Here is a 24,005-nt window from a genome sequence, read left to right on the forward strand (position 1 = left end):
GGTTACTCGCGATGATAAGGATGGTTGTTATTTAAGCTCCAGCCTCGGTAAAGGCTCTCTGCAACAATTATACGCACCAAAGGGTGCGGCAATGTTAAATTAGATAACGACCATTTTTGCTCAGAAGCTGCAATGCACTCTGGAGCAAGTCCTTCAGGTCCGCCAATAAGTAAACTTACATCGCGGCCATCGAGTTGCCATTTTTCCATATTTTTAGCAAGTTGGTGAGTATCCAGCGCTTTCCCTGTTACCTCTAACGTTACAATACGATTGCCTTTTGGAATAGCCGCTAATGTTTTTTCACCTTCAATGTGTAAAATACGTTTTATATCTGCATTTTTACCACGTTTTCCGGCTTGAATTTCAATTAACTCTAGGGCCATATCTTTAGGGAAACGTCGCTGATATTCTGCAAATCCCGTTTCTACCCATGCTGGCATTTTAGTACCAACAGCAATCATTTGTATTTTCACGTATTACTTCCAAGCATTGTCTAAAATGAGTGAGCGTTTAGCCCCACAGTTTTTCTAGATCGTAATAGCTACGTGCTTCGTTTTGCATCACGTGTACAACCACATCACCTAAATCAACCAGTGCCCATTCGCCGTCGCCTTCACCTTCATAACCTAATGGCTCTGAATCTGCATGACGCGCTTCTTTTGCTAAGTGATCGGCAATTGACTGTACGTGGCGTTTAGAAGTACCAGAACAAATTACCATGTAATCTGTGATATCTGATGTTCCAGTAACGTCAATATGAACGATGTCACGCGCTTTCATATCGTCAATTTTGTCCATAGCAAAGGCGAGTAGTTGTTTTGAATCCAAGGTTTTGTCTCAATTTAAAAATTTAATGGCGCGCATTTTAACACGCTAGGAGTTTTTAAGCATCAATTTGATAGAGCTGATGCACTTCTATGTAATGACTCACTGCATCGGGCAATAGTTCATTCTTTTTATTACTTTTTTTCAGTTGTTCGCGAATGGTGCTTGAGGCCGCATCGAGCATTTCGCCCGGTAAAAAATAAAGTTTACCTGCAAGTGAGTGTTTAAGTGCCGCTACTTCGCCGGCATTTGCGCGTTGCATATAGCTTTTGAGCTCACCTGTTACAGTGCAATGTTGAGCAGGGCGCTGGTACACCACAATATGGCAAAGCTGCGTTATTGCCTTCCACTCAAACCACTTATCTAGGTTGTTAAATGAGTCCATACCAATTAAAAATAAAATAGGTGTAGTGGGGTGCTCTTTACGAAGTTCTTGTAAGCTCAGCAACGAATACGATGGACCGGTTCGATTAAGTTCTCTTAAATCGAGTTCAAAATGAGGGTAAGGAGCAATAGCTGCGTTGAGCATATTAATTCGGTGCTCTGCACTAATACCCGGAGCTGCTTTATGTGCAGGTAATGCACAGGGCATAAAATAAAGCGTATTTAAATTAAACGCATTTACGCATTGCTGCGCCATATTTAGATGGCCTAAATGGACTGGGTCGAAAGTGCCACCAAAAATTGCGATCATTTTACACCCATTAGCTATTTATTAATTAACCGCGTGGTACGGCATAGGAATGTTGAGCGGCTGGCAAAATTTAATACAAATATGAGCAAGCGCTTGGTAAGGTGCAATTAAATTACCTTGCTTGTAACTGGCATCAAACAACGCAACATCACTATTTATTTGTTCTAGTGTGTGCATGTTTAAACGGTTAATAGCATTTTGAACTGGACCTTGTTGGTTTTTCCAAATTGCTTTTTGTTTAAATAAATTAGCGATAGGTTCGCCATTCAGTAAACCAAGTTGCACACTTATAAGTGTATTAAGCTCTTTGGTTATAGCCCACAAAATACTTACCACTTCGGTGTTATCGCTGGCAAGTTTGTTTAATACTTTTATAGCTTGTTTGGCGTGGCCATTTAATAGCGCATCGCTTAAATCAAAAATATCAAACTTGGCTTGGTTTAACAGACCTTGCATTACTAATTGCTGAGTAATTAATGCATTGCCGTGCAGTAGCGAGAGCTTCTCAAGTTCCTGAAAACAGGCTAACAAGTTGCCTTCGGTGGCATTTATTAAGCTTACTTTGGCGTCGCTTTGCATATTAAGTGATAAACGTTGGCATTGCTCATCAAGCCATCGTTTTACATGAGAGCCCGTAAGCGGGTAGCAAGGTACAAATACACCTTGCTTATCAAGAGCTTTAAACCATGCTCCACGTTGTACTTCTTGGCTGGCTTTAGCGCCTTTAACAATTAAAATAGTATCGGGATTAACCAGCTCAACTACTTTTTTAAAGGTGTTGCTGCCAATAACGCCTGGCTTTTGTTGGTTTAAATCAAGCTCAATAATAGTGCGGGCGCTAAACAGCGACATACTTTGGTACTGGGCTATAATTTCTTGCCAATCGAATCCTTGCATTAAAGTAAACTTAATTACTTCATCAAAACCTTGTTGCTTAGCACTGTCGCGAATTTGTTGTACGCACTGCGCTTCTTGAAAAGGCTCTTCTCCAAATACTAAATAAAAGGGCTTTAGCCCTTTATTTAATTCACTCGGTAGTTGATTAGCGTAGCAGCGCATTATAGTTGCGACAGCTCTCTAACAATACGACGACTGGCTTGCTCACGAATTTCGCTAATAAGTAGCTCAAGCTCTTTTGCTTTTGCTAATGCATGATCCGGATCATCTTGGTAATTACGATAAAGCTCAAAACGTTTTTCTATCGCTTTTTCACCTGGGCGTTTAACTACATACGATACGCCATAAGCGAGCTCATATTCAGCAACTTGGCCGTTTTGGAACAGCGAAAGTGTTTGGCGTTCAATGCTTTCTTTGCGTAAATACAATTGGGCTTTATCTTTAGCTGACGATACTAACTCTACGTTACTCGCTTTAAGCTCTTTTTTAAGCTCAGTGAATAAAGTCGATTTTTCGTCATCGCCTACAAGTGTTAGCTGTTTTAAGCTATCAGGCAGGCTAGAGGCTTTTTTTAAATGAAAGCCACAGCTTGATAACAAAAAACAGACTAGCACTAAGGCTAGTCCATTTTTAATGGCGTTAAATGCAGCCATATTAGTTAGCTACCACGTTAAGTAGCTTGCCTGGTACGTAAATGATTTTACGAATGGTTGAGCCATCAGTAAATTTAGTTACGTTAGATTCTGCAAATGCAAGGGCTTCTACTTGCTCTTGAGTTGCATCAGCTGCCACTGTTAACTTAGCGCGAAGCTTGCCGTTTACTTGTACGATGATTAGTTTTTCATCTTCAACAAGTGCAGACTCGTCAACTTTTGGCCATGCAGCATCTAAAATCTCACCTTTTTTACCAAGCTCTTTCCAAAGCTCATGCGATAAATGCGGAGTAATAGGTGCAAGCATAATAACTAATGCTTCAAGTGCTTCGTTAGCAATCGCTACATCTTGTTTGTCACTCAGTGGTGCTTTTAATAACTTATTAGAAAGCTCCATAATGGCTGCAATAGCGGTGTTAAAGGTTTGACGGCGTTCAACATCATCAGTCACTTTAGCAATTGCTTTGTGTAAGTCGCGACGTAGTACTTTTTGCGGGTTAGTTAGCGCTGATTTATCAAGTGCTTGGTAACCTACTGTTTTAACGTCTACCGCGTATTTCCATACACGTTTTAAGAAACGATGTGCGCCTTCAACGCCTGAGTCTGACCATTCAAGCGTTTGCTCTGGTGGTGCAGTAAACATCATGAATAAACGCACTGTATCTGCACCATACTGGGCAATTACATGTTGTGGGTCTATACCATTGTTTTTAGACTTAGACATTTTGCTCATGCCTGATGAGAATACCGGCTCGCCGTCTTCCTTATGCCATGCTTTAGTAACGCGGCCTTTTTCGTCGGTTTCGGTATTAACATCAGTTGGCGAAATCCAAATGTCGCCGCCTTTTTCATCTTTACGATAAAATGTTTCAGCAAGTACCATACCTTGACAAAGTAAGCGGTCAAACGGCTCGTCTGAATTAACTAAACCAAAGTCACGTAATAATTTATGGAAAAAGCGCGAGTACAATAAATGTAAAATTGCATGCTCAATACCACCAATGTATTGGTTTACTGGTAACCAGTAGTTAGCAGCCGCTGGATCTAGCATGCCTTCGTCGTAGCGTGGGCTACAGTAGCGTGCGTAGTACCAAGACGATTCCATAAAGGTGTCAAACGTATCAGTTTCGTGAAACGCAGGTGCGCCATTTACTGTTGTTTTAGCCCACTCTGGGTCTGCTTTAAGTGGTGAAGTTACACCGTTCATCACTACATCTTCTGGTAAGCGAACTGGTAGCATATCTTCTGTTGCGGCAAGTTCTTTACCGTCTTCATCGCTAAGCATTGGAATTGGAGAACCCCAATAGCGCTGACGGCTCACACCCCAGTCACGCAGGCGGAAGTTTACTTTACGCTCACCAACACCGAGTGCTTCTAATTTATCGGCAATCGCTTTAAAACCAGCTTCAAAATCAAGGCCGTTAAATTCACCCGAATTTACAAGTACGCCTTTATCAGTAAATGCTGATTCTTTTAGGTTTACTTCAAGATCTGAACCTTCAGCAGGCGCAATGACTTGTTTTATATCTAGGCCGTACGCTGTTGCAAACTCAAAGTCGCGTTGATCGTGTGCAGGTACTGCCATTACAGCGCCTGAGCCATAATGCATTAATACAAAGTTAGCAACCCAAATTGGTACTTGCTCGCCCGTTAATGGGTGAGTGGCGTAAAAGCCTGTTGCTATACCTTTTTTCTCCATTGTTGCCATGTCTGCTTCGGCAACTTTGGTGTTTTTGCATTCTTCAACAAACATTGCAATAGCGTCGCTATTTTTAGCGGCTTCTTGTGCGATAGGGTGACCACCAGCAACAGCAACATACGTAACACCCATAAAGGTATCTGGACGTGTTGTGTATACGCTGAAAGTTTCGTCGTTATCGGTGCGTTTAAATTCAATATCACACCCTTCAGAGCGGCCAATCCAGTTGCGCTGCATTGTTTTAACTTGCTCTGGCCAATCTTCTAACTTGTCTAAATCGTCAAGTAGCTCTTGTGCGTAGTCGGTAATTTTAATAAACCACTGTGGAATTTCTTTTTGCTCAACCACAGCGCCTGAACGCCAACCGCGACCGTCAATAACTTGTTCGTTAGCAAGTACTGTTTGATCCACTGGATCCCAGTTAACTGTCGACATTTTTTTATACACTAGGCCTTTTTCGTAAAGCTTAGTGAAAAACCACTGCTCCCACTTGTAGTATTCTGGATGACATGTCGCAATTTCGCGATCCCAGTCATAACCAAAACCTAATTGCTTAAGTTGAGTACGCATGTAATCAATATTTTCGTATGTCCACTTAGCTGGTGCTGTTTTGTTTTTAATAGCAGCGTTTTCTGCAGGTAAACCAAACGCATCCCAACCCATAGGTTGCATTACGTTTTTGCCTTGCAGGCGCTGGAAACGAGAAACAACATCACCAATGGTGTAGTTACGCACATGACCCATATGCAGTCGACCACTCGGATAAGGGAACATAGAAAGGCAGTAATACTTTTCTTTGCTCTCATCTTCAGTGACTTTAAATACCTGGTTTTCTTCCCAGTAGCTTTGTACTTTTGACTCTATATCTTGCGGGTTATATTGCTCTTGCATCTATGGTTCCAGACTTCTTGCAAACTAATAAAAAATTGCCGTTAGGATACCCCAAATAAAACACTATTCACAGCGTCAAAAACATGCTTTTATTAAATTGTAACTTTCAGTGCAGGTTAACCTGCCTTTTTATAGTGTGGTTAGCTAAAGACATAAGTTACAGACTGATTTAACAGCAATTTTGAAGGAGTAAAAAATGACTGATTACAAAACATGGCTTAGCAGTTTTACCCATTGGATAAAAGATGTGAAAGAGCATGGTTTAAAAGATGTGGTTTCTGGGTTTGTTGAATCTGAGCAGGCGCTTAAAGATTTAAGTCAAGAAAGATATGAGCTCTACAAAAGTTATTTAAAGAATGATATTGAACATATAGTAGAGAACGAATCACACTATAATTCGCTTGCATGGCAAGAGCTTAAAGAGTCTCTTTGGTTTGAACTGTCGCACATAGAAGATAAAACTCAACTTGAGTGGCAATCTCTTAGCCAAGATTTTAAGCACAATGGTGTGTATCACGCAGGCGAATGGATAGCCATGGGCACATTAGTATGTAAGAATTGCACCCATAGTTACGATGTTTATCACGCTACACAAATTACACCGTGTATTGAATGTGATGGAATCTATTTTAGTCGTAAGGCACTGCACCCTTAAATATAAGTATTAAGTGGCTGCGGGCCACTTAATACGCCCAAAGGCCAGCGAATATGCTGGTAAAAAAAGAAGTTAGAATGACGAAAAAATTGCTGCCACTATCTGTTTCAAAACTCGCACCGAGTATTTCTACTAATCACGTAAACACGTGTATGAACAATCCATACCCAGAGCAACTTACGTTTATAGGCCAACAACGCGCCCAAAGTGCTTTAGATTTTTCATTAGGGATGGAACTGCCGGGTTACAACGTTTATGTAATGGGCGAGGCCGCTCACGGGCGCTTTACGCTTGTTAAAGATAAACTTAAACAACACGCAAAAGACCGCTCAACGCCAAACGAATGGTTATACGTAAACAATTACGATGACCACAGAGAACCTATTGCGCTGTTTATGCAACCAGGTCAAAGCAAGCAACTTAGTGACGATATAGATTCATTTTTAGATGAAGTACTCGACACCTTTCCTGCGGCATTTGATAACCCAGCGTATCAGCGTAAGAAAAAATCAATCGATCGTGAATTTAACGATGCCTACGACAGTGCTATTACCGCAGTAGAAATTGCGGCGTTTGAGCAAAGCGTTGCATTAGTTGAAGAAAAAAATTCAGTAGGGTTTGCACCACTTGTAGATGGTAAACAATTGAGCGACAGCGAATTTGGCGAACTTGAAGAAACGTTACGTGAAGAGTTTTTTGAAAAAATTGAAAAGCTAGAAGATGCATTAATAGAAGCGTTAATAGAGCTGCCACGTTGGAAACGCGAATCAAAAGAAAAACAACGCAATCTTAAAAAGTCGACTGCAGAGCAAGCCACTAAACCACTTTTAAAAGACTTAGAACATAAATATGCCACGCATATTGGTGTACTGCGCTATTTAAAAGATATACGCGTTGAAATTATAGACGCGGTACTTGAATGGCTAGATGACGAAGATGAAAGTGAAGAAAGCAAAGAAGACTTTGATCGCAAAGGCATGCTTACCGACTTTTTTTCACCTAACATTCTAGTTGAGTTTAAAGAGGACGACGCAGCACCAGTTGTGTACGAGCCCAACCCAACGTTTGGTAATATATTTGGCAAAATTGAGTACTCAACTTCGCAAGGCTCTTTAATTACCTGTTATCGCTCAATTCAGGCTGGTGCATTGCACCGTGCTAATGGCGGCTATTTAATTATGGACGCTGAAAAAATCATGGCAAATCCACAAGTGTGGGATGGTTTAAAACTCGCGTTAAAAACACATCAAATTAAAAACGATTTACCGTATCAAGACAGCACAGTAGGGACGAGCTTTACACTTCGCCCGCAGCTTATACCGCTCGATGTTAAAATTATTTTATTAGGTTCGCGCGAGTTGTACTACACCATAGGTGAGTACGATGAAGAATTTGCAGAGCTATTTAGAGTATTAGCCGATTTTGATTACTACTTGCCAAGTAGCGATAAATTGCAATACCAGTTTATTACTAAAGTAACCGAGTATTGCGAGCAAACATTAAAGTGCACTGCAACGCAAGCTGCTATGGTGCGTTTACTTAAATTTAGTTACCGCCAAGCTGAGCATCAAAATAAATTATCAGCGCGTTTTGCTGATGTACTTGAACTTATTGCAGAGGCCAGTTACTACGCAAAACAAGACAAATTAGCCGTTATTGACGCGCACCATATTGACGAAGCCATTGAAGGCAAGCAATACCGTACCGGCCAAATTAGCGAAAATATGCTCAGTGATATAAAAGAAGGTCACACACTTATTGCAACCGACGGCCAAGCCATTGGTAAAGTAAATGGCTTAACCGTATTACACATTGGCGATACCTCATTTGGTACCCCTGCGCGTATTACGGCAACTGTTTATGCTGGCGCCGATGGCGTAATAGATGTTGAACGCGAAGCTGAGCTTGGTAAAGCAATTCACTCAAAAGGTGTAATGTTGCTTACCGGTTATTTAGGTAATAAATATGCGCAGCACTTTAGCTTAACGCTTAGCGCTAATATTGCCATTGAGCAAAGCTATGGTTACATAGATGGCGATAGCGCATCTTTAGCAGAGCTGTGTGCACTTATTTCGTCTATTACAAGCCTACCTATTAGCCAATCAATTGCGCTTACAGGCTCTATAAACCAACACGGTGATGTACAAGCCATTGGTGGCGTAAACGAAAAAATAGAAGGCTTTTTTAAACTGTGTAAAATGCGTGGTTTAACAGGTTCGCAAGGCGTTATCATTCCTAAATCAAACCAAGTTAACTTAGTGCTTGATGACGAAATACTTAATGCAGTTGAAGCGGGTAAATTTAATATTTACGCAGTTGAAACCGTAGACCAAGCGCTTAACTTGTTAATGGATATAGAAGCTGGCGATATTATTGATGACCAGTATCCAGAAAACTCAGTAAACGGTATTGCACTTGCTCGCCTTAAAGAGATTGCCGACATAGTAAACGGCGATGATGACGAAAAAGACGAAGAGCCAAATAATGAAAAGCTAGACAACGAAAAAGGTTAATGATGATTAATATAATTTTGGCGGTAGTTATCGCCATTTTTTGTTTTTTAATATTTCAAAATAGTAAAAAAGCAAAACAACAAGCAGGCATAAATGCACAAATAGGTGCAGACTATTTAGCCGCTAACGCAAAGGTAGAAGGCGTAGTAGAAACGACTTCTGGCTTGCAGTATAAAGTAATCCATAAAAGCGAAAACGAAAACACACCAACCCCAAAAAGTATGGTTAACGTGCATTACCACGGTACACTAATCGACGGCACTGTGTTTGACAGTTCAGTAGAGCGTAAAACACCGATTAGCTTTGGTTTACACCAAGTTATTAAAGGTTGGACTGAGGGTTTACAACTTATGAGCCCCGGCGATAAATACACGCTATATGTACCGCACCAATTAGCGTACGGCGAAAAACGTGTAGGGAGTATTCCTCCTGCCTCAGTACTTATATTTGAAGTAGAGTTACTGGCAATTGAGTCTTAGTGATCAAATAACAAGGAAGTAAATTATGAATAAAGACGAATTACTTAAAATAGCTAGGGGGGATATTAACTTTACCTTTCAATCTATTATTTATGCATTAGCGCTATGCTTACTAGTTGCAGCTGTTTTTTTACTAGAAATGAGCGTTAACCTACAAATGGGTTTAATAGTTTGTATTATCGGTGTGTTTGGAATGACTATTTATAATAATTTAAATACTCGCCTAAATGCGGCGCTTGCACTTATTGCGCTCTCACAAGATAACCAAAGCACTAAGTAAGCAACGAGTTAGTTTGATAAATTGGTATAAGCCCTACTTTAATAAAGTGGGGCTTTTTGCTTTTAGCTAACATTAAAATTTACTCAAGAATTTTAATGCGAGGTCGATACCTATAAAAGAGACAAAGCTATTTTAGGGATAAAATAATGAAGATTTCACCGGCTCCCACCCCATACCAAGTACACAGCTCAAATACTCAAACTTTAGCGCAATCAGATAAACTACCTGTTGAAAAAGCGAGTGAAGAAAAGAGCGAGGAAGAAAATGAGGAAGAGCCAAAATATGTGTTATCAAAGTTTCTAGATACCAAAGCGCAAGAATATAGTGAAGATAACGCTACGTTTGGCAATCAATATAAAAACCTAGAAAAAGTATACAAGCACTTCGCTGGGCGAGTTATTGCGCTGCAAGAGCAAATTAATAAACTTAAACAAAGCCCCGTACAACGTAGTTTAACTATAAATACTTCTGCAAGTGAGTTAGATAAAAGTGATGCAAATTCAGTTTTAGATGCTGACCACCTAGGTGCAAAAAAATATAAAAACACACAGCAACAAGAGCAGATAGATATGTTAGAGCTGCAATTAGGGGAGTTAAAGTCAGAGCAAGCAGCAATAAAACAACAAATGGTTGAGCTGGTTATTAGTGAAATGAAGAGACGGGGCGACGACTATACTATTTAGCGCCGCCAACATGCTGGTGGGCTAGCTTTTAAACTCAATTTTACCCACTTCAAGTTTAAACCTACCTTCTTGCTTGCCTGCAATCATAAAGCCTAGCTGTTTTATATCGTCAAAATCAATAATCGGTTGTTGCTCAAGCACGCGGCCGCGATACGTTAAAGTAAAATCACTCGGAGCAAAGTTTATATCTACCCATTCATTTTTTACTGTTTTAAATGAGTGGGTGTACGCTGCGCCATCAAGGTAATTGGTAGTTCTGAGTCTAAGCTGATAGGTTTGTCCATCCCCTTTAACGCGCAGTGCTATAGCTTTAGTATTTTGGCTTTGTGTATTTAGCTCTGTACGTATTGATGCAAAACCGCCGTTATTATCAAGCGAAACATTGCCTGTAAAAAGCAAATTTTCTTGAGTTTGTGTTACTTGGCTATTAGATAGACCGCCCATTACTGAGTCGTTAACAACGTACCAGCGCTGGTTTGCATTCGCTTGTGCACTTACAACTAATAAATTAAATACAAAAAGTGATGATAGTTGCTTTGTTGTCATACGTGTTTCCTAATTGGCATTAAGTAAGTGGAGTGCTTATAGCTAATACGCTTTAACAACGTATTTGTTCACTAATTTAAAACTAATTATTTTTACGAGCCCACTTATCCATTATTTTATTAAATAATATTTCATCATCAGTTTGCTCACCAGGGCAGTGTTGCGCGCTACCTTGAGGCATGCCATTACTACCAAATATGGTTGAAGTATCAATTAAATAGCATTTACCGTTAAATTTTTCTAATCGTCGTGTGCCTATTGTATTTTGGCTAATAACTTCCGATTTTTGTGATTTAACCGGTGATTTAATTGTGGGCGTGGCAGCTATTGCATCATCAGTACTATCTGAGTTATCTGCTTCGCCAAACGTGACCATTTTTTTATGCGTTAAGTTATTTATAGGTGCGCCATAAATAGGCGCATACGGGTTAAGTTTTTTAAACGTTTGCGTGTTGGTATTAATGGTGTGGGCAGGGGGTTGAGGTTTATTTGTAATAGTGGGCTTTGTTACTGTTGCTGTTTTTGGTTTTTCGTCACGTTGTTTGGGTGTTTTAGTAGCTTGTGTTTGAGTTGTAGGTATTTTATTAGTGCTTACAGATTCAGGTACTTTTTTTACCTCTAACTTTGCAGGCTCAGCAATCGGTGCGTTAGTGGTGGTGTTAACGGTGCTTAACTTAGGTTGGGTTGATAAGTTAACCATTACATAAGCGTTTATTACGGTGTCTTTTTTTGTTTGAGGTTCTTCAACCTTTATTTTTTGCGAAAGTAATTTATGTGAAAGTAATAAGTACAGCAACACGCCATGTATACATAACGAGATAACCCACGGCCACGCATTCCCTTTATTCACATCAAACCCTCAACTTAATAGTGCTGTTAAGAGTCAATGAAATACATTTAGTTCACCTAAAGTTAATGTGTTTTACTTTGTAGCTTTATTGCAGATACAACAAAACTATTTTGCAGTTTTTGTTGTTTTTGCATGTGCTTGGTTACGTTATTATGAGCGCAATCAAACTTAGGAGGCATTATGACATTACTTTTTGAACCAATAGAACTTGCAGGTAAAACATTAAAAAACCGTATTGTTATGCCCCCAATGACTCGCTCGCGTTCAACACAGCCTGGCGATATAGCTAACGACTTAATGGCAACATATTACGCACAGCGCGCAAGTGCCGGGCTAATTGTAAGCGAAGGCACACAAATTAGTGAACTTGGTAAAGGTTACGCTTGGACTCCGGGTATTTATTCAAATGAGCAAGTTGTAGGTTGGAGTAAAGTAACCAACGCAGTACATAGCGCTGGTGGCGTGATGTTTGCTCAGCTTTGGCATGTTGGCCGTGTAACTCATAGTGACAACACCGGTGGCGTGCAGCCTATTTCAGCCTCGGCCATTGCTGCAAAAGACGTAAAAGTATTTGTAGATACAAACGGTGCACCGGGGTTTGTAGACACCCAACTCCCACGAGAAATGAGCAAACAAGATATTACGCATGTCATAGGCGAATTTCGCCAAGCTGCTAAAAATGCAGTTAATGCAGGATTTGATGGCATAGAGCTTCATGCTGCTAATGGTTACCTTATTAACCAATTTTTAGACTCAGAATCAAATGCTCGCACCGATGAATATGGTGGCAGCGTGCAAAACCGAATACGTTTCTTAATTGAAGTGGTAAATGCTGTTAGCGACGAAATTGGTAGCAGCAAAGTAGGTGTAAGACTTGCCCCGTTAACAACCCTTAATGGCACAGTAGACGAAAACCCTGAGGAAACTTACTTAGCGGTTTCTGAGGCATTAAATAAAGCCGGTGTAGGTTACATGCATATAGCTGAAGCCGATTGGGATGATGCACCTTTAATGAGTGTTGAGTTTAAACACGCTATTCGTAAAGCCTACAGCGGTATATTAATTTACGCAGGCAAGTACACCAAAGAACGTGCAGACAAAGCACTTAGCGAAGGCTGGGCCGATATGATTGGCTTTGGTCGCCCGTTTGTATCAAACCCAGACTTACCAGCACGCTTAAAGCAAGGCAAGCCTCTTAACAGCCACAACCCAGACACCTTATTTGGTGGCGCAGAACAAGGCTACACCGATTATCCAACGGTATAATTGCTAGTAAGTAATAAACATTGAGTAAAAACATGAAGGGCTGCATTTTATGCAGCCCTTTTTTGTGCACTGATTCTATTAGCTTTATCTTGAGCAAAAAATAAAAAACGCGTAAGTTAACCGGGTTACCTATTTTAATAACAAGAAAATAAATGAAAGCCAAAGAGATAGAACAATTAGAATTATCAAATTCTGAAACCCGAGAAGTTGTTACCCCCTACGCCTTTAAAATTGACAGTGCTTTACTGGGCTTGCCTTTAGCTACACCAAGTAGGCGTGCATTAGCGATAATAATTGATGTTGCACTTATATTTTTAGCAGCCAAACTCAGCGCGGCTTTAATAGCGTTTGTCGCTGCCATGGCTTTTTATAAAGGCACTGCTCGACAGTACTTACCTAAAATGTCATCATTTTGGCGAAGAACCCTAAAAATTTTTGCAGCAAGTTTTTTATTTGTAAGCGCACTTACCGTGCTTTCAATTGGCATAGATTACCTAGAAGGCGATAACGCAGATCAAAATTTGGCTGTTCAGGGCGTAAAAATACAAGATGAAATTCAGCTTACCGCCACAGAAAAACAACGGGTAAATACTTATTTAGCAAAAACAGCCGATGACAGCTGTAAGCAACCTTGCCAACAAAACGCGCTTGATAATTTAATAGGGGAAGTTCCCAAATTAGCAGAAATGGATGACCTACAAAACCCACAACTTGCTACCGTACTTTTACAACTTTTAGTACTCAGTGAAAATAACGAAATAAAGCCTGCACAGTTAATAGAAGAAAAACCTGCACAAACAACCACAAATAGTATTTTGCAGTGGAGCAAAGGCATTATTCAAGACTTAGGCTTAGGTTTTGGTTGGGCTGCTGTTTACTTTACGTTGTTCTCGTTGCTTTGGCGCGGCCAAACACCGGGTAAAAAGGTTTGTAATATCCGTGTTGTCGCCCTAAGCGGTGAGCCATTAGGTTTATTAGACTGTTTTGGTCGCTACGGCGGCTACGGTGCAGGTTTTGCTACGGGTTTATTGGGGTTTTTACAGATATATTGGGACCCAAACAGACAAGCAATTCAAGATAAAATATCAGCGACGGTGGTGATTCGAGGTAGCTTGAATCAACCGGTGAATGTTGAAACGGTTGTAGATGTAGTGAAAGAGTAAAGTAATTATAAGAATATACAGATTGAGTTAAAAAACTTAAAATTAAGTACAGGTTTAACTTTATCAGGTGTTTTATGAAAGCGTTATTAGCTGATTGTTCAGCAAGTATTTCAGAACTGAGAAAAAATCCAATTGCGCTCTTAAATAAAGCTGGTGGAAAGAGCATCGAAATTTCGAAATATAATAAGACAGTTGCTTATTTAGTTCCTGCACAAATGTATGAATTGATAATGGATCAGCTTGATGACTATGAATTAGCTAAAATTATTGAAAGTCGTAGAGCTGACTTATCTCAGGAGGTTGAAGTTAGCATTGATGACTTATAGCTCTTATCAATTGAATTACATTAATTAGAAAAAGCTAATGCTTAAAGTGACATAAAGTAGCTCAGACTATTTTTCTGTTTATATTAGGGCGTGTTAGCATACAAAAAAGTAAATATTGAGTACATGGATGAATATGGTAACTTTTTCTCGTTATACGACATTAATTTTATATGGTGTTATTACCTATATTTTGTTTTTAATTATGTCTTCGGTAACGATTAATCAAGGATTGTGGCTCGCTTGGACTAATCTTCTTCACAAAACATTTAATACTTCAAATTTCACACCTTCGTATGGTTACGCTACATTATTATTTTTAGCAGGCTTAGCCGTAAATAAAATAGCAGATAGCTTTTCTATCTATAATTCAAAAAGATATTGGCAATTTAATTGGCGATACCCTTCTCTCATACTATCAGTAACATGCACTATTGCTATTTGGTTGTTTTTTGAATCTAGAGCAACCGGTTCTTTGATTAGTTTAGAGTTAGTACTTTTATATTTACCTCTTATAGTCGGATTAGTATTTTTACCTGCACTTGAGTTTTTAAAAGTTCGTATTACGCAAAAAATAACTCCTCTATGTATTGATGACCCAAAAAACAACGATTCAACGCGGCATATCGCTAAACAAATTGAAGAAACTTTATGCGATGAGAAAAATCAAGCAAAGAGTATACGCATTTTAATATGTGGACCGTTTGGTGTGGGGAAGACAACGGCAATAAATTTAGCAGTTGATAAACTAAAAAATAAAAAAGAACTGCCTAAATTAGTTCACTGCAATATTGATCTGTGGGGTGTTGAAGCTGAATCTATTATCCAATATGTATTAGATGAAGTGCTAATAGGACTAGGTACAGAAATAGATATGTGTAAATTCCGCTCTTTACCGTCGCACTATATTTCAGCTATGAATGCAGGTAATACGTCTTCTAAAATATTTGCAGCGTTTATGCATAAACCTACATCTCCAGATGCACTTTTAAAAAACTTAGGTGATGCCATTAATGCAGCAAATTTAAGATTATTAGTCACAATTCAAGATCTCGATCGTAATCAAAAGGCGCTAGACAGCCTCCATGCGCTTGCTGGCCTGTTAGATAGATTAGAAGAACTGCAAGGTATTGATTATATTTTTGCAGGTGAAAACCGCCCAGAGTTTTCTGATACTTTACTGCGTATTTGCCCAATACGATTTGATTTTTCTAAACCAAATTTTATTAAAGAAATAACCGAGTTAGAAAATAAGTTAATAGATAATGATACGCAAGTGTATTATCAAAAAGTTCTTTTAAAGCCAGGTGTATCTAGGCGCCCACTACAACTTGTAAATAAATTATTACCTTCATTTAGAGCATTGCATACTCTTGAAGAGCAAATTAAATCTGCTTGGCTGGCATTGTGCGGTGAAGTGTTATTTTACGATCTTGTATTACTTCAGGTATTGAAAAATAATAACCCACCTATTTACGATGCACTGATAGTGTTACTAAATAATACAGCCTTTAAAAGCCAACCATTAGATGAGTTTATTACAGATAACTTTTCTCGGGAAGATAATTTAGATAAAGAACTTATAAAAGCTTGTTTAGAGCACTTTCGCTTAATTGATCTTTTGTTAGGTATAAAAAGTAAAGAAACGAATATTTCAAAAGATAGAGTGCCAAATCATGTTTTATCATTTTATAAACACGAGCATATAAGTAGATCCTTAATAGGAGGCAGACTTGAAAATAGTAAGCTTAAACAAAGGCACGTTTTTAAAACGTTAAATAAAATAGCGAATGGTGGTAGCCGTCATATTAAAAACCAAGCAATTACTGACTTATGTGCTGCTGTGGAAAATGATGAGACTTCTAGCTTTTGGCTTGATTCCATTGAGCGCTATGGCTGGTGTATTCTTTACAATGAAATTGAAGATGAAACGACCGCTAAACAATTATTTGAAAAAGCGATTAATGTCCAATCATCAAGAAAGTCTTTTGACCTTTTAACATCATTTGCAGTAAGGGATTACAAAGTAAACCCAAGTAGTGCATTTATGAACTATCTTTTTTCAGAAAGAATAATAAACGACTTATTTGAGCAACGTACCTGTTTTACATATGGTACTTTGTTTGCGCTATTGAAAATTTATAGTAATTTTAGCTCATTTGGACGTTTTGGTAGTGAGCCCCAAAATTATAAAGCTCCTATGAACAATCTTATTTTACAATTTATTGATGGCAATGATTCTGTCAGCGACGCTAATTTGTTGTATTTGTTTTCAAGTAATGCCGATGATATCCCTGATTTATTACTTGCTCTAAATAAATCGACTCTAAATAAAGTACAGTCTTTGATTAAAAATATTAAATCAGAAAATACCCGTGTGATTTATAGTCAAATAGCTGAAGCACTAGAAGCAAATGATGATGAATTTGAAGGTATAAGAAGTGATGCATTAAAATTGATATCGCAAATGTTAAAGCTTTAGTTTCAATTAATTGAGGCAGTTATTATAGCTTGAAATTAAAGCGCGATAATTATCTTACCGCGCTTTAATTTTAAATATTTATTTTATCTTTCAGCTTTACCCCAAAACCAACAAAACCTAGCAATAACACAAATCCCCATACAAACACATTGCCGTATTGGCTGTACACGCTGTCGCCTTTTATAAGCTTAATGTTGGCTTTCAATATGGTAGCTTCAAACTGAGGCATAGTTTGTTGTGTGTGGCTTATAGGGTCGTATACGGCGCTTACCCCATTGTTGGTAACACGTACCAGCGGGCGCTGTAGCTCTAATGCGCGCATGCGGGCTATTTGCATGTGTTGCAATGGCCCAATAGAGTCACCAAACCAGGCATCGTTACTTACTGTAAAAAGTAGGTCAGAATCACTTTTGTAATTACCACGCACTAAATCGGCAAAAACAATTTCGTAGCAAATAGCGGGGAGTAAGTTGTAGCCGTTGGCGCGTAAGTTGTTTTGCACTTTGTCGCCACGCGTAAACGATGACATAGGTAAATCGAATAACGGGGCAATAGGGCGCAGTAAATCTTGAAACGGTACAAATTCGCCAATAGGTAATAGCTGGTGTTTTTGATAGCGGTTTTTATCAAGGTAATGATAATGCCCGTGCTCGTCGCCGCGTTCTTTATTACCAACCACAATAAGCGTATTGAATATGTTTTTGGTGTCTCGCTGGTAGTCAACAATACCGGTTACAAGGGCGGTTTTATTAAACGAGGCAGCACTGTCTAAATTGGCTAGATAGGAATCAGCAAGCATTTCTATTTCAGGCACTGCGGCTTCGGGCCATACTATTAAGTCGGCATCCCAATGTGGGCGTGTCAGGTCTTGGTATTTGCTCATTGTGGTCCAAAACTCACTTGGCTCAAAGCGCAGGTGTTGCTGTATGTTGCCTTGTACGAGCAATACTGACATGTTTTTATCTGTGTAATGAATACTGCCAGTGGTGTTTGCACCTGTAAAAATAAGCGCAACAGCTGTAGCAGTAACCGCCGGGGTTTTAAAATCTTTTTGGGTAAGTTTATATAGTGCAAAGCCAATAGCGATACACACGAGGGTTAAGCCAAACTCGCCAATATAAGGGGCAAGCAGCCTTAAAGGTCCGTCGGTTTGCGTGTAGCCAAAACTTAACCACGGGAAACCGGTAAGTACGGTGCCACGTAAATACTCACTAACTGCAAAGCAGGCAATTAGTAATGCGCCAAAGCTTTTAGGACCAGTGGCAAAGCGTGTAGTTGCCCAAAAGGCAAGTGCGGGAAATAACGCTAAATAGGCGCACAAAAATGCCATTAACGAGAGTGACGCTATAAGCGGCATACCGCCAAAGGTGGCAATAGAAACATGTACCCAGCTTATACCAGCACCAAACCAGCCTAGGCCAAATATAAAGCCATATTTAGCAGCGGTTTTTGCGTGTGCTTTACCGGTATTATTGGGATTAACGCAAAAAATTATGGCACCAAGGCTAATAAATACAATGGGCCAAATTTCAAAGGGAGCATAGCCAAAAGTTAAAACAAGGCCCGCAACGAGTGCGAGCCATGCTTTTTTATCTTTTGCTAATAGGGTAAGTCTAGTTAGCAGTTTCTTCACTGTCGTTATCATCAGCCTTAGGAACGGTGACTTGCAGTTGCAAAATACGACGATTATCGGCGTTGGTTACTTTAAATTGGTAACCTTCTATGTCAATCGTTTCACCACGGCTTGGCATATGGCCAAATGCGTGCAGTACAGTTCCGCCAATAGTATCGGCTTCGTCTGTGCTGTAGCCTGTTTTAAAATGCTCGTTAAAGTCATCTACAGGTGTGAGTGCTTGCACTACGTGAACATGTTTAGCAAGTCGACGAATATCTTGATGTTCTTCTTCTTCGTCGTGCTCATCTTCGATTTCGCCAACAATTATTTCAAGAATATCTTCAATCGTTACTAAGCCCGATACGCCGCCGTATTCGTCAATAACAACAGCCATATGGTAGCGTTGCTGACGGAATTCGTTTAGCAATGTATCAACACGTTTGCTCTCAGGTACTACCATTGCTGGGCGTAAATAATCGCGTATTGATGGTAAATGCTCGTCTTTATTTAAGATCAGTGGCAATAAATCTTTAGCGAGTAAAAAACCTTCTACATGGTCTTTGTCTTCAATCACCACAGGAAAACGTGAGTGAGTTGAGTCAACCATCATTGGAATTAGCTCTTCAAGCGGGCTGTCGATCTCAAGAGTGATCATTTGTGAGCGCGGAACCATTATGTCTCGCACTTTAAGCTCAGACACGCCAAGCACACCTTCTATCATCTCTTTTGTTTCAGGATCGATTACGTCTCGTTCTTGCGCATCGGCAATAACTTCGACCAGCTCTTCTCTATTCTGGGGTTCCCCTTGCAACATTTGGGCTATTCTGCCCAACCACGTTTTGCCAGAAGAACCCTGGCTAGATTGCGAGTTACCGTCGCTCATTGCGTCTAATTGCTCCGTTAATTTAAATATCGTCCCGGTATGGGTCTGCTATGTTTAGCTCTGCAAGTAATTGCTTTTCGATGCTTTCCATCTCTAAAGCATCGTCACTCTTTATATGGTCAAATCCAAGCAAATGCAAGCATCCGTGAATAACCATGTGAGCAAAGTGGTCATGAAATGACTTCTCTTGCTCAATTGCTTCAGCTAATACAATGGCTGGGCAAATAATTAAATCACCAACCAAGGGAATATCTATTCCTGGTGGTGCTTCAAATTCGAACGACAGTACGTTGGTCGGTTTATTTTTACCGCGATAGTCGTTATTAAGTTGTTGCGATTGCGCTTCGTCGCTAATAACGATACTGAGTTCTGACTCGTCACGGTATTGGCTAAGGGCTTTGTCAGCCCACAGTGCAAATTGCTCTTCGCTTGGGAGGTTGTCAAACTCACAGGCTATTTGTAAATCAAGTTCGGTTGTCAAAGTATTACTCTTTAGTAGTAGGCTGTTGAAGAGCAGCGAGTGCGTCTTTTGCATTTTGCTTTTCAATGCGCTTTAGTCGCTCGCTTTCGTCGTTTCGCTCGTAGGCTTCAACTATGCGTGCTACAACAGGGTGGCGTACTACGTCTTGGGCTTTAAAGTAGTTAAAGCTAATTTCGTTTACGCCATCAAGTACTTCCATTGCATGGCGAAGGCCTGAGCGTGTTCCACGAGGTAAATCGACCTGTGTTATATCGCCTGTAATAACCGCTTTTGAGTTAAACCCTATACGGGTTAAAAACATTTTCATTTGCTCGGCGGTGGTATTTTGGCTTTCATCTAAAATAATAAAGGCATCGTTTAAAGTACGTCCGCGCATGTAAGCAAGCGGAGCGACTTCAATGATATTTTTTTCGATGAGCTTTTCTACTTTTTCAAAACCTAGCATTTCAAAAAGAGCATCGTAAAGAGGGCGCAGGTATGGGTCTATTTTTTGACTTAAATCGCCTGGTAAAAAGCCAAGCTTTTCGCCCGCTTCTACAGCAGGGCGCGTTAATAATATGCGGCGTATTTCTTGGCGCTCAAGGGCGTCAACGGCGGCAGCAACTGCAAGGTAGGTTTTACCAGTACCAGCAGGGCCAATACCAAAGGTAATGTCGTGGTTTAAAATATTAGCCACATAAACACCTTGGTTATCGTTACGTGGTTTAATAACACCACGGCGCGTTTTAATCACCATTTCTTTGCCGTAAGCGCTGCTTGATGCGTCTTGCTCTAGGGCTTTTGATTCGGTAATAGCTAAATGAACGGCTTCGGGTTCTATTTCGCCTAAAACACCACGAACTGGCTGAGTATCAACATAAAGGTTTTTTAAGATTTCTACAGCGCCGGCGCAGTTGTGTAGTTTACCGGTTACTTTAAAAAAGTTGTCACGGTGAATTATTTCAACAGCCAGGTGGCGTTCAATTTGTTTGATGTTTTCGTCAAACGGGCCACATAAAGAAGAAAGGCGTTTGTTATCGGCAGGTTCTAAATAAATCTCTAATGTTTTTAACTGATTACTCAAAATTGCTTCCTATAGTACTGCGCCAGCGTTAACTGGCGCTAATAGTATGACTAAGGAACGAAAGAAGCTACGCCAATTTCGTTAACAGTGTCTGGTTTTGGCTCTGCAGCTGCAGCTTTAGTTAAAATAGCTGAAGGCGCGATTTCACGTCGTAAGTTCATTTCTGATTCTGTACGAATTAAGTCACCACGTAAAGAGTTAGGTAGTGCTTCGGTAATACGTACGTCAACAAACTGTCCGATCACTGTGTGCGGGCCAACAAAATTTACTACACGGTTATTTTCGGTACGGCCACGTAATTCCATTGGGTTCTTTTTAGAAGGACCTTCAACAAGTATACGTTGCTCTGTATCGAACATTTGACGGCTAATTTGCTGCGCCATTTGTGTAATACGGTTTTGTAGTAAGTATAAGCGTTCTTTTTTCTCTTGCTCTGTTACGTCATCTGGTAAATCTGCCGCTGGCGTACCTGGGCGTGCACTGTAAATAAAGCTAAAGCTCATATCAAAACCAATGTCGCTAATAAGCTTCATGGTTGCTTCAAAGTCTTCTTTACTTTCGCCTGGGAAACCAATAATGAAATCTGACGACATGCTTAAGTTAGGACGAATTTTGCGTAACTTACGAATTGTCGATTTGTATTCAATTGCCGTATGGCCACGTTTCATTAGGTTTAATATACGGTCTGAACCACTTTGTACTGGTAGGTGTAAGTGATCTACAAGCTCTGGTACATCAGCGTAAACGTCAATGATGTCTGGCGTAAATTCTACCGGGTGCGATGTGGTGTAACGAATACGGTCAATACCATCAATAGCAGCAATAAGACGAATTAAATCAGAGAAGTAACATATTTCGCCATCGTGTGTGTCGCCGCGGTATGCGTTTACGTTTTGGCCTAGTAGGTTTACTTCACGTACGTTTTGCTCAGCAAGTTGTGCAATTTCAAGTAGTACGTCATCTACTGGGCGGCTAACTTCTTCGCCGCGAGTATACGGTACAACACAAAAAGTACAGTATTTAGAACAGCCTTCCATAATTGATACAAACGCAGATGGGCCATCCGCTTTTGGCTCTGGCAGGCGGTCAAACTTTTCAATCTCTGGGAATGAAATATCAACAACCGATGAGCCTTTGTTGCCTTGCACTTGTTTAATCATTTCTGGTAAACGATGCAATGTTTGCGGGCCAAAAATAACATCTACAAATGGTGCGCGTTGGCGAATAGAGTCACCTTCTTGTGAGGCAACACAACCACCTACACCAATTATTAAGTCTGGCTTGTCGTCTTTTAACAACTTCCAACGACCTAACTGGTGAAATACTTTTTCTTGTGCTTTTTCACGAATTGAACAGGTGTTAAGTAAGATTACGTCGGCATCTGTTGCATCATCAGTTAGCTGGTAGCCGTTGGTGGCATCTAAAAGTTCAGCCATTTTCTGAGAGTCGTATTCGTTCATCTGACAACCCCAGGTTTTAATATGCAGCTTTTTGCTCATTGAAATATTGCCTCGTGTTCAATTCGATAGTGGCACAAAAATGTGCTAGAAACAGGATTAAGGAGCAAGCATGCTCACTTAAAGGAGGCGTATTTTAGCTGGATACCCGCCCAGATCCAAGTATAGTTTTCATGTTTGTGATCTCAAATCAATACAGGGCGAGTTTAATGTGCTGTTAGGGATATCCTCTGGTATAAAACAAATTAATTTTGATACAATCAAAACAGACTCAAGTAATAATAAAATGATGAAAAACATGACCAAAAATAATGTGATAGTGGTTGGCGGGGGCATGGTTGGCGCGGCTATGGCGATAAAGCTGGCTCAGCAAGGCTTTGGCGTGCGCATAATTGAAAAACACCTAATAGACCCATCGCACATTCTTAGTAGCGATAAAGTGGATATTAGAGTGTCTGCTATTAATCGTTTTTCAGAAAATTTACTTGATGAATTAGGGGCAATGCCTCTTTTAAGGCAAAACCGCATAGCACCTTATCAACAATTAGAGGCTTTTGAGCGCGGTGGTGACAATTTATTATTTGATTGCGCCGACATAAACACGACACATTTAGGCCACTTGATTGAAAATAGTTTAATTCAAGCAAGCTTGTGGCAGCAATTTGGGCATTATAAGATTGAGGTTATTGAGCAATCATTGCCGGTAACTAAAATAGAGCAAACGGATGATTTAATTACGCTTGTGTATGGTGATCAAACCTATACGGCTGATTTAGTAATTGCCGCCGATGGTGGGCAATCGCAGCTGCGCGATAAGGCGAATATTGGTATTACGGGTTGGCAGTACCAACAGCATTGCATGGGGGTGTTAATTAAACTCGATGCACCGCAACAAATTAAAACATGGCAACAGTTTACACCAAGTGGGCCGTTAGCATTTTTACCAATGCAGGCACCGTACGCTAATTTAATTTGGTACGACGATGCAAATACATTGCAAGCATTTAAAGGGCTAAGCCCAACTCAGTTAAAAACGCACATACTGAATAAATTCCCAGAACTTGCTGGAGACTTTGAAATACAAACCCATGCAGTATTTCCGCTTACTCGCCAACATGCTAATAATTATTCGCAAGGGCGCATGGTTTTAGTGGGCGATGCAGCGCATACAATTAACCCACTTGCAGGGCAGGGCGTTAATTTAGGTTTTCAGGACGTAGTGGCACTTGCTGAGGTTTTAAACGAAGCAGGAGATATAGGTTGCCCACTAAAACTTAAAGAATACGAGCGAGCTCGCCGCAGGGCTAATTTATTAATGATGAGCATGATGGACGCGTGTTACTTTGGGTTTTCTAATCAAATTACGCCACTTAAATGGGCACGCAGCCAGTTTTTAAAAATGGCTAATAATACGGGGCCGATAAAAAACTGGGTTTTAAAATACGCAATTAGTGGTGATTTAGGCTAAATTTAAAGTAGATATTAGAAAGGCTCATTTATGAGCCTTTTTTTATGTCTGTTTTTAAGTCAGCAAATAGTGACTCGGCTATATTGAACACGGTTTTAATTTAACTGGTGTTACATCACTAAATCGCAATTTAATAACT

The 24,005-nt window shown here is 40.0% G+C and carries 23 protein-coding genes; 10 read left to right on the plus strand and 13 right to left on the minus strand.

Features of this window, described 5'->3' with window-relative positions; genetic code table 11:
• Positions 1-2: 2 nt before the first annotated feature.
• Genes rlmH through leuS form a run of 6 tightly spaced genes read right to left on the minus strand, consistent with a single transcriptional unit; the run spans position 3 to position 5,659 of the window.
• A complete protein-coding gene (gene rlmH / locus I6E82_RS11580; RefSeq protein ID WP_007585562.1) occupies positions 3-473 on the minus strand; it encodes a 23S rRNA (pseudouridine(1915)-N(3))-methyltransferase RlmH in 471 nt (156 codons plus the stop codon).
• A 37-nt stretch (positions 474-510) separates the two neighbouring features.
• Positions 511-828: a ribosome silencing factor gene (gene rsfS, locus I6E82_RS11585; RefSeq protein ID WP_007585564.1), complete on the minus strand. Its 318-nt coding sequence runs from the start codon at positions 826-828 to the stop codon at positions 511-513.
• Between the two features lie 55 nt (positions 829-883).
• Positions 884-1,519, minus strand: coding sequence for a nicotinate-nucleotide adenylyltransferase (gene nadD / locus I6E82_RS11590; RefSeq protein ID WP_165721389.1), 636 nt, complete (start codon positions 1,517-1,519; stop codon positions 884-886).
• Positions 1,520-1,540: 21 nt separating this feature from the next.
• On the minus strand, positions 1,541-2,578 hold the full coding sequence (holA, locus tag I6E82_RS11595) for a DNA polymerase III subunit delta (protein ID WP_165721390.1): 1,038 nt from the start codon (positions 2,576-2,578) through the stop codon (positions 1,541-1,543).
• Entirely contained in the window at positions 2,578-3,069 is a 492-nt protein-coding gene (locus I6E82_RS11600; protein WP_101164089.1) for an LPS-assembly lipoprotein LptE, read from the minus strand. The genes holA and I6E82_RS11600 overlap by 1 nt, the downstream gene beginning before the upstream one ends.
• Position 3,070: 1 nt before the next feature.
• The gene (gene leuS, locus I6E82_RS11605) at positions 3,071-5,659 is read right to left on the minus strand and encodes a leucine--tRNA ligase (RefSeq protein ID WP_165721391.1); all 2,589 of its coding nucleotides are present in this window, start codon (positions 5,657-5,659) and stop codon (positions 3,071-3,073) included.
• A 196-nt stretch (positions 5,660-5,855) separates the two neighbouring features.
• Between leuS and I6E82_RS11610 the strand changes: the two genes are divergently transcribed.
• From I6E82_RS11610 to I6E82_RS11630, 5 genes are all read left to right on the plus strand, one after another.
• Positions 5,856-6,314: a zinc ribbon-containing protein gene (locus I6E82_RS11610; RefSeq protein ID WP_007585575.1), complete on the plus strand. Its 459-nt coding sequence runs from the start codon at positions 5,856-5,858 to the stop codon at positions 6,312-6,314.
• Positions 6,315-6,391: 77 nt separating this feature from the next.
• The gene (locus tag I6E82_RS11615; RefSeq protein WP_197117973.1) at positions 6,392-8,827 is read left to right on the plus strand and encodes a Lon protease family protein; all 2,436 of its coding nucleotides are present in this window, start codon (positions 6,392-6,394) and stop codon (positions 8,825-8,827) included.
• Between the two features lie 2 nt (positions 8,828-8,829).
• Entirely contained in the window at positions 8,830-9,306 is a 477-nt protein-coding gene (locus I6E82_RS11620) for an FKBP-type peptidyl-prolyl cis-trans isomerase (protein WP_007585579.1), read from the plus strand.
• Positions 9,307-9,331: 25 nt separating this feature from the next.
• On the plus strand, positions 9,332-9,586 hold the full coding sequence (locus I6E82_RS11625) for a hypothetical protein (RefSeq protein ID WP_101164092.1): 255 nt from the start codon (positions 9,332-9,334) through the stop codon (positions 9,584-9,586).
• Between the two features lie 146 nt (positions 9,587-9,732).
• On the plus strand, positions 9,733-10,269 hold the full coding sequence (locus I6E82_RS11630; protein ID WP_197117975.1) for a hypothetical protein: 537 nt from the start codon (positions 9,733-9,735) through the stop codon (positions 10,267-10,269).
• Positions 10,270-10,290: 21 nt separating this feature from the next.
• Here I6E82_RS11630 and I6E82_RS11635 read toward each other — a convergent pair whose 3' ends face one another.
• Both I6E82_RS11635 and I6E82_RS11640 read right to left on the minus strand, forming a co-directional pair.
• Positions 10,291-10,815 (minus strand): CIA30 family protein, encoded by a 525-nt coding sequence (locus I6E82_RS11635; RefSeq protein ID WP_197117977.1) that lies wholly within the window; start codon positions 10,813-10,815, stop codon positions 10,291-10,293.
• Positions 10,816-10,897: 82 nt separating this feature from the next.
• Positions 10,898-11,665, minus strand: coding sequence for a hypothetical protein (locus I6E82_RS11640; protein ID WP_197117979.1), 768 nt, complete (start codon positions 11,663-11,665; stop codon positions 10,898-10,900).
• A gap of 180 nt (positions 11,666-11,845) precedes the next feature.
• Between I6E82_RS11640 and I6E82_RS11645 the strand changes: the two genes are divergently transcribed.
• The 4 genes from I6E82_RS11645 to I6E82_RS11660 all read left to right on the plus strand — a co-directional run bounded on the left by I6E82_RS11645 (position 11,846) and on the right by I6E82_RS11660 (position 16,899).
• On the plus strand, positions 11,846-12,931 hold the full coding sequence (locus I6E82_RS11645; RefSeq protein ID WP_197117981.1) for an alkene reductase: 1,086 nt from the start codon (positions 11,846-11,848) through the stop codon (positions 12,929-12,931).
• A gap of 152 nt (positions 12,932-13,083) precedes the next feature.
• The gene (locus tag I6E82_RS11650) at positions 13,084-14,094 is read left to right on the plus strand and encodes an RDD family protein (protein WP_197117982.1); all 1,011 of its coding nucleotides are present in this window, start codon (positions 13,084-13,086) and stop codon (positions 14,092-14,094) included.
• 74 nt (positions 14,095-14,168) lie between these two features.
• Positions 14,169-14,420: a type II toxin-antitoxin system Phd/YefM family antitoxin gene (locus I6E82_RS11655; protein WP_076924822.1), complete on the plus strand. Its 252-nt coding sequence runs from the start codon at positions 14,169-14,171 to the stop codon at positions 14,418-14,420.
• 133 nt (positions 14,421-14,553) lie between these two features.
• Positions 14,554-16,899 carry a P-loop NTPase fold protein gene (locus tag I6E82_RS11660; protein WP_197117983.1) on the plus strand — a complete coding sequence of 782 codons (2,346 nt, stop codon included), beginning with the start codon at positions 14,554-14,556 and terminating at the stop codon, positions 16,897-16,899.
• 70 nt (positions 16,900-16,969) lie between these two features.
• Here the strand turns inward: I6E82_RS11660 and lnt are convergent, their stop codons facing one another.
• From lnt to miaB, 5 genes are read right to left on the minus strand one after another with little or no spacing between them, the layout of a single operon-like run.
• On the minus strand, positions 16,970-18,532 hold the full coding sequence (gene lnt / locus I6E82_RS11665; RefSeq protein WP_197117984.1) for an apolipoprotein N-acyltransferase: 1,563 nt from the start codon (positions 18,530-18,532) through the stop codon (positions 16,970-16,972).
• A complete protein-coding gene (gene corC / locus I6E82_RS11670; RefSeq protein ID WP_007585597.1) occupies positions 18,513-19,397 on the minus strand; it encodes a CNNM family magnesium/cobalt transport protein CorC in 885 nt (294 codons plus the stop codon). The genes lnt and corC overlap by 20 nt, the downstream gene beginning before the upstream one ends.
• 22 nt (positions 19,398-19,419) lie before the next feature.
• Positions 19,420-19,878, minus strand: coding sequence for an rRNA maturation RNase YbeY (gene ybeY, locus I6E82_RS11675; protein ID WP_002958542.1), 459 nt, complete (start codon positions 19,876-19,878; stop codon positions 19,420-19,422).
• Between the two features lie 4 nt (positions 19,879-19,882).
• Positions 19,883-20,941, minus strand: coding sequence for a PhoH family protein (locus tag I6E82_RS11680; RefSeq protein ID WP_007585598.1), 1,059 nt, complete (start codon positions 20,939-20,941; stop codon positions 19,883-19,885).
• 50 nt (positions 20,942-20,991) lie between these two features.
• The gene (gene miaB, locus I6E82_RS11685) at positions 20,992-22,440 is read right to left on the minus strand and encodes a tRNA (N6-isopentenyl adenosine(37)-C2)-methylthiotransferase MiaB (RefSeq protein WP_101216148.1); all 1,449 of its coding nucleotides are present in this window, start codon (positions 22,438-22,440) and stop codon (positions 20,992-20,994) included.
• 169 nt (positions 22,441-22,609) lie between these two features.
• Here miaB and I6E82_RS11690 point away from each other — a divergent pair, with 169 nt between their 5' ends.
• Positions 22,610-23,866 carry an FAD-dependent monooxygenase gene (locus I6E82_RS11690; protein ID WP_197117985.1) on the plus strand — a complete coding sequence of 419 codons (1,257 nt, stop codon included), beginning with the start codon at positions 22,610-22,612 and terminating at the stop codon, positions 23,864-23,866.
• Positions 23,867-24,005: the final 139 nt, after the last annotated feature.

The sequence above is a fragment of the Pseudoalteromonas sp. NZS11 genome (assembly GCF_015864765.1).
GTDB classification, from domain to species: Bacteria; Pseudomonadota; Gammaproteobacteria; order Enterobacterales; family Alteromonadaceae; genus Pseudoalteromonas; species Pseudoalteromonas arctica.

Coding starts and splice junctions, on each gene's coding strand:
- I6E82_RS11650 (WP_197117982.1), top strand. CDS start 13,084: ATGAAAGCCAAAGAGATAGAACAATTAGAATTATCAAATTCTGAAACC.
- miaB (WP_101216148.1), bottom strand. CDS start 22,440: ATGAGCAAAAAGCTGCATATTAAAACCTGGGGTTGTCAGATGAACGAA.
- I6E82_RS11645 (WP_197117981.1), top strand. CDS start 11,846: ATGACATTACTTTTTGAACCAATAGAACTTGCAGGTAAAACATTAAAA.
- I6E82_RS11660 (WP_197117983.1), top strand. CDS start 14,554: ATGGTAACTTTTTCTCGTTATACGACATTAATTTTATATGGTGTTATT.
- nadD (WP_165721389.1), bottom strand. CDS start 1,519: ATGATCGCAATTTTTGGTGGCACTTTCGACCCAGTCCATTTAGGCCAT.
- I6E82_RS11655 (WP_076924822.1), top strand. CDS start 14,169: ATGAAAGCGTTATTAGCTGATTGTTCAGCAAGTATTTCAGAACTGAGA.
- I6E82_RS11600 (WP_101164089.1), bottom strand. CDS start 3,069: ATGGCTGCATTTAACGCCATTAAAAATGGACTAGCCTTAGTGCTAGTC.
- I6E82_RS11620 (WP_007585579.1), top strand. CDS start 8,830: ATGATTAATATAATTTTGGCGGTAGTTATCGCCATTTTTTGTTTTTTA.
- leuS (WP_165721391.1), bottom strand. CDS start 5,659: ATGCAAGAGCAATATAACCCGCAAGATATAGAGTCAAAAGTACAAAGC.
- corC (WP_007585597.1), bottom strand. CDS start 19,397: ATGAGCGACGGTAACTCGCAATCTAGCCAGGGTTCTTCTGGCAAAACG.
- I6E82_RS11615 (WP_197117973.1), top strand. CDS start 6,392: ATGACGAAAAAATTGCTGCCACTATCTGTTTCAAAACTCGCACCGAGT.
- I6E82_RS11610 (WP_007585575.1), top strand. CDS start 5,856: ATGACTGATTACAAAACATGGCTTAGCAGTTTTACCCATTGGATAAAA.
- I6E82_RS11625 (WP_101164092.1), top strand. CDS start 9,332: ATGAATAAAGACGAATTACTTAAAATAGCTAGGGGGGATATTAACTTT.
- I6E82_RS11635 (WP_197117977.1), bottom strand. CDS start 10,815: ATGACAACAAAGCAACTATCATCACTTTTTGTATTTAATTTATTAGTT.
- I6E82_RS11630 (WP_197117975.1), top strand. CDS start 9,733: ATGAAGATTTCACCGGCTCCCACCCCATACCAAGTACACAGCTCAAAT.
- holA (WP_165721390.1), bottom strand. CDS start 2,578: ATGCGCTGCTACGCTAATCAACTACCGAGTGAATTAAATAAAGGGCTA.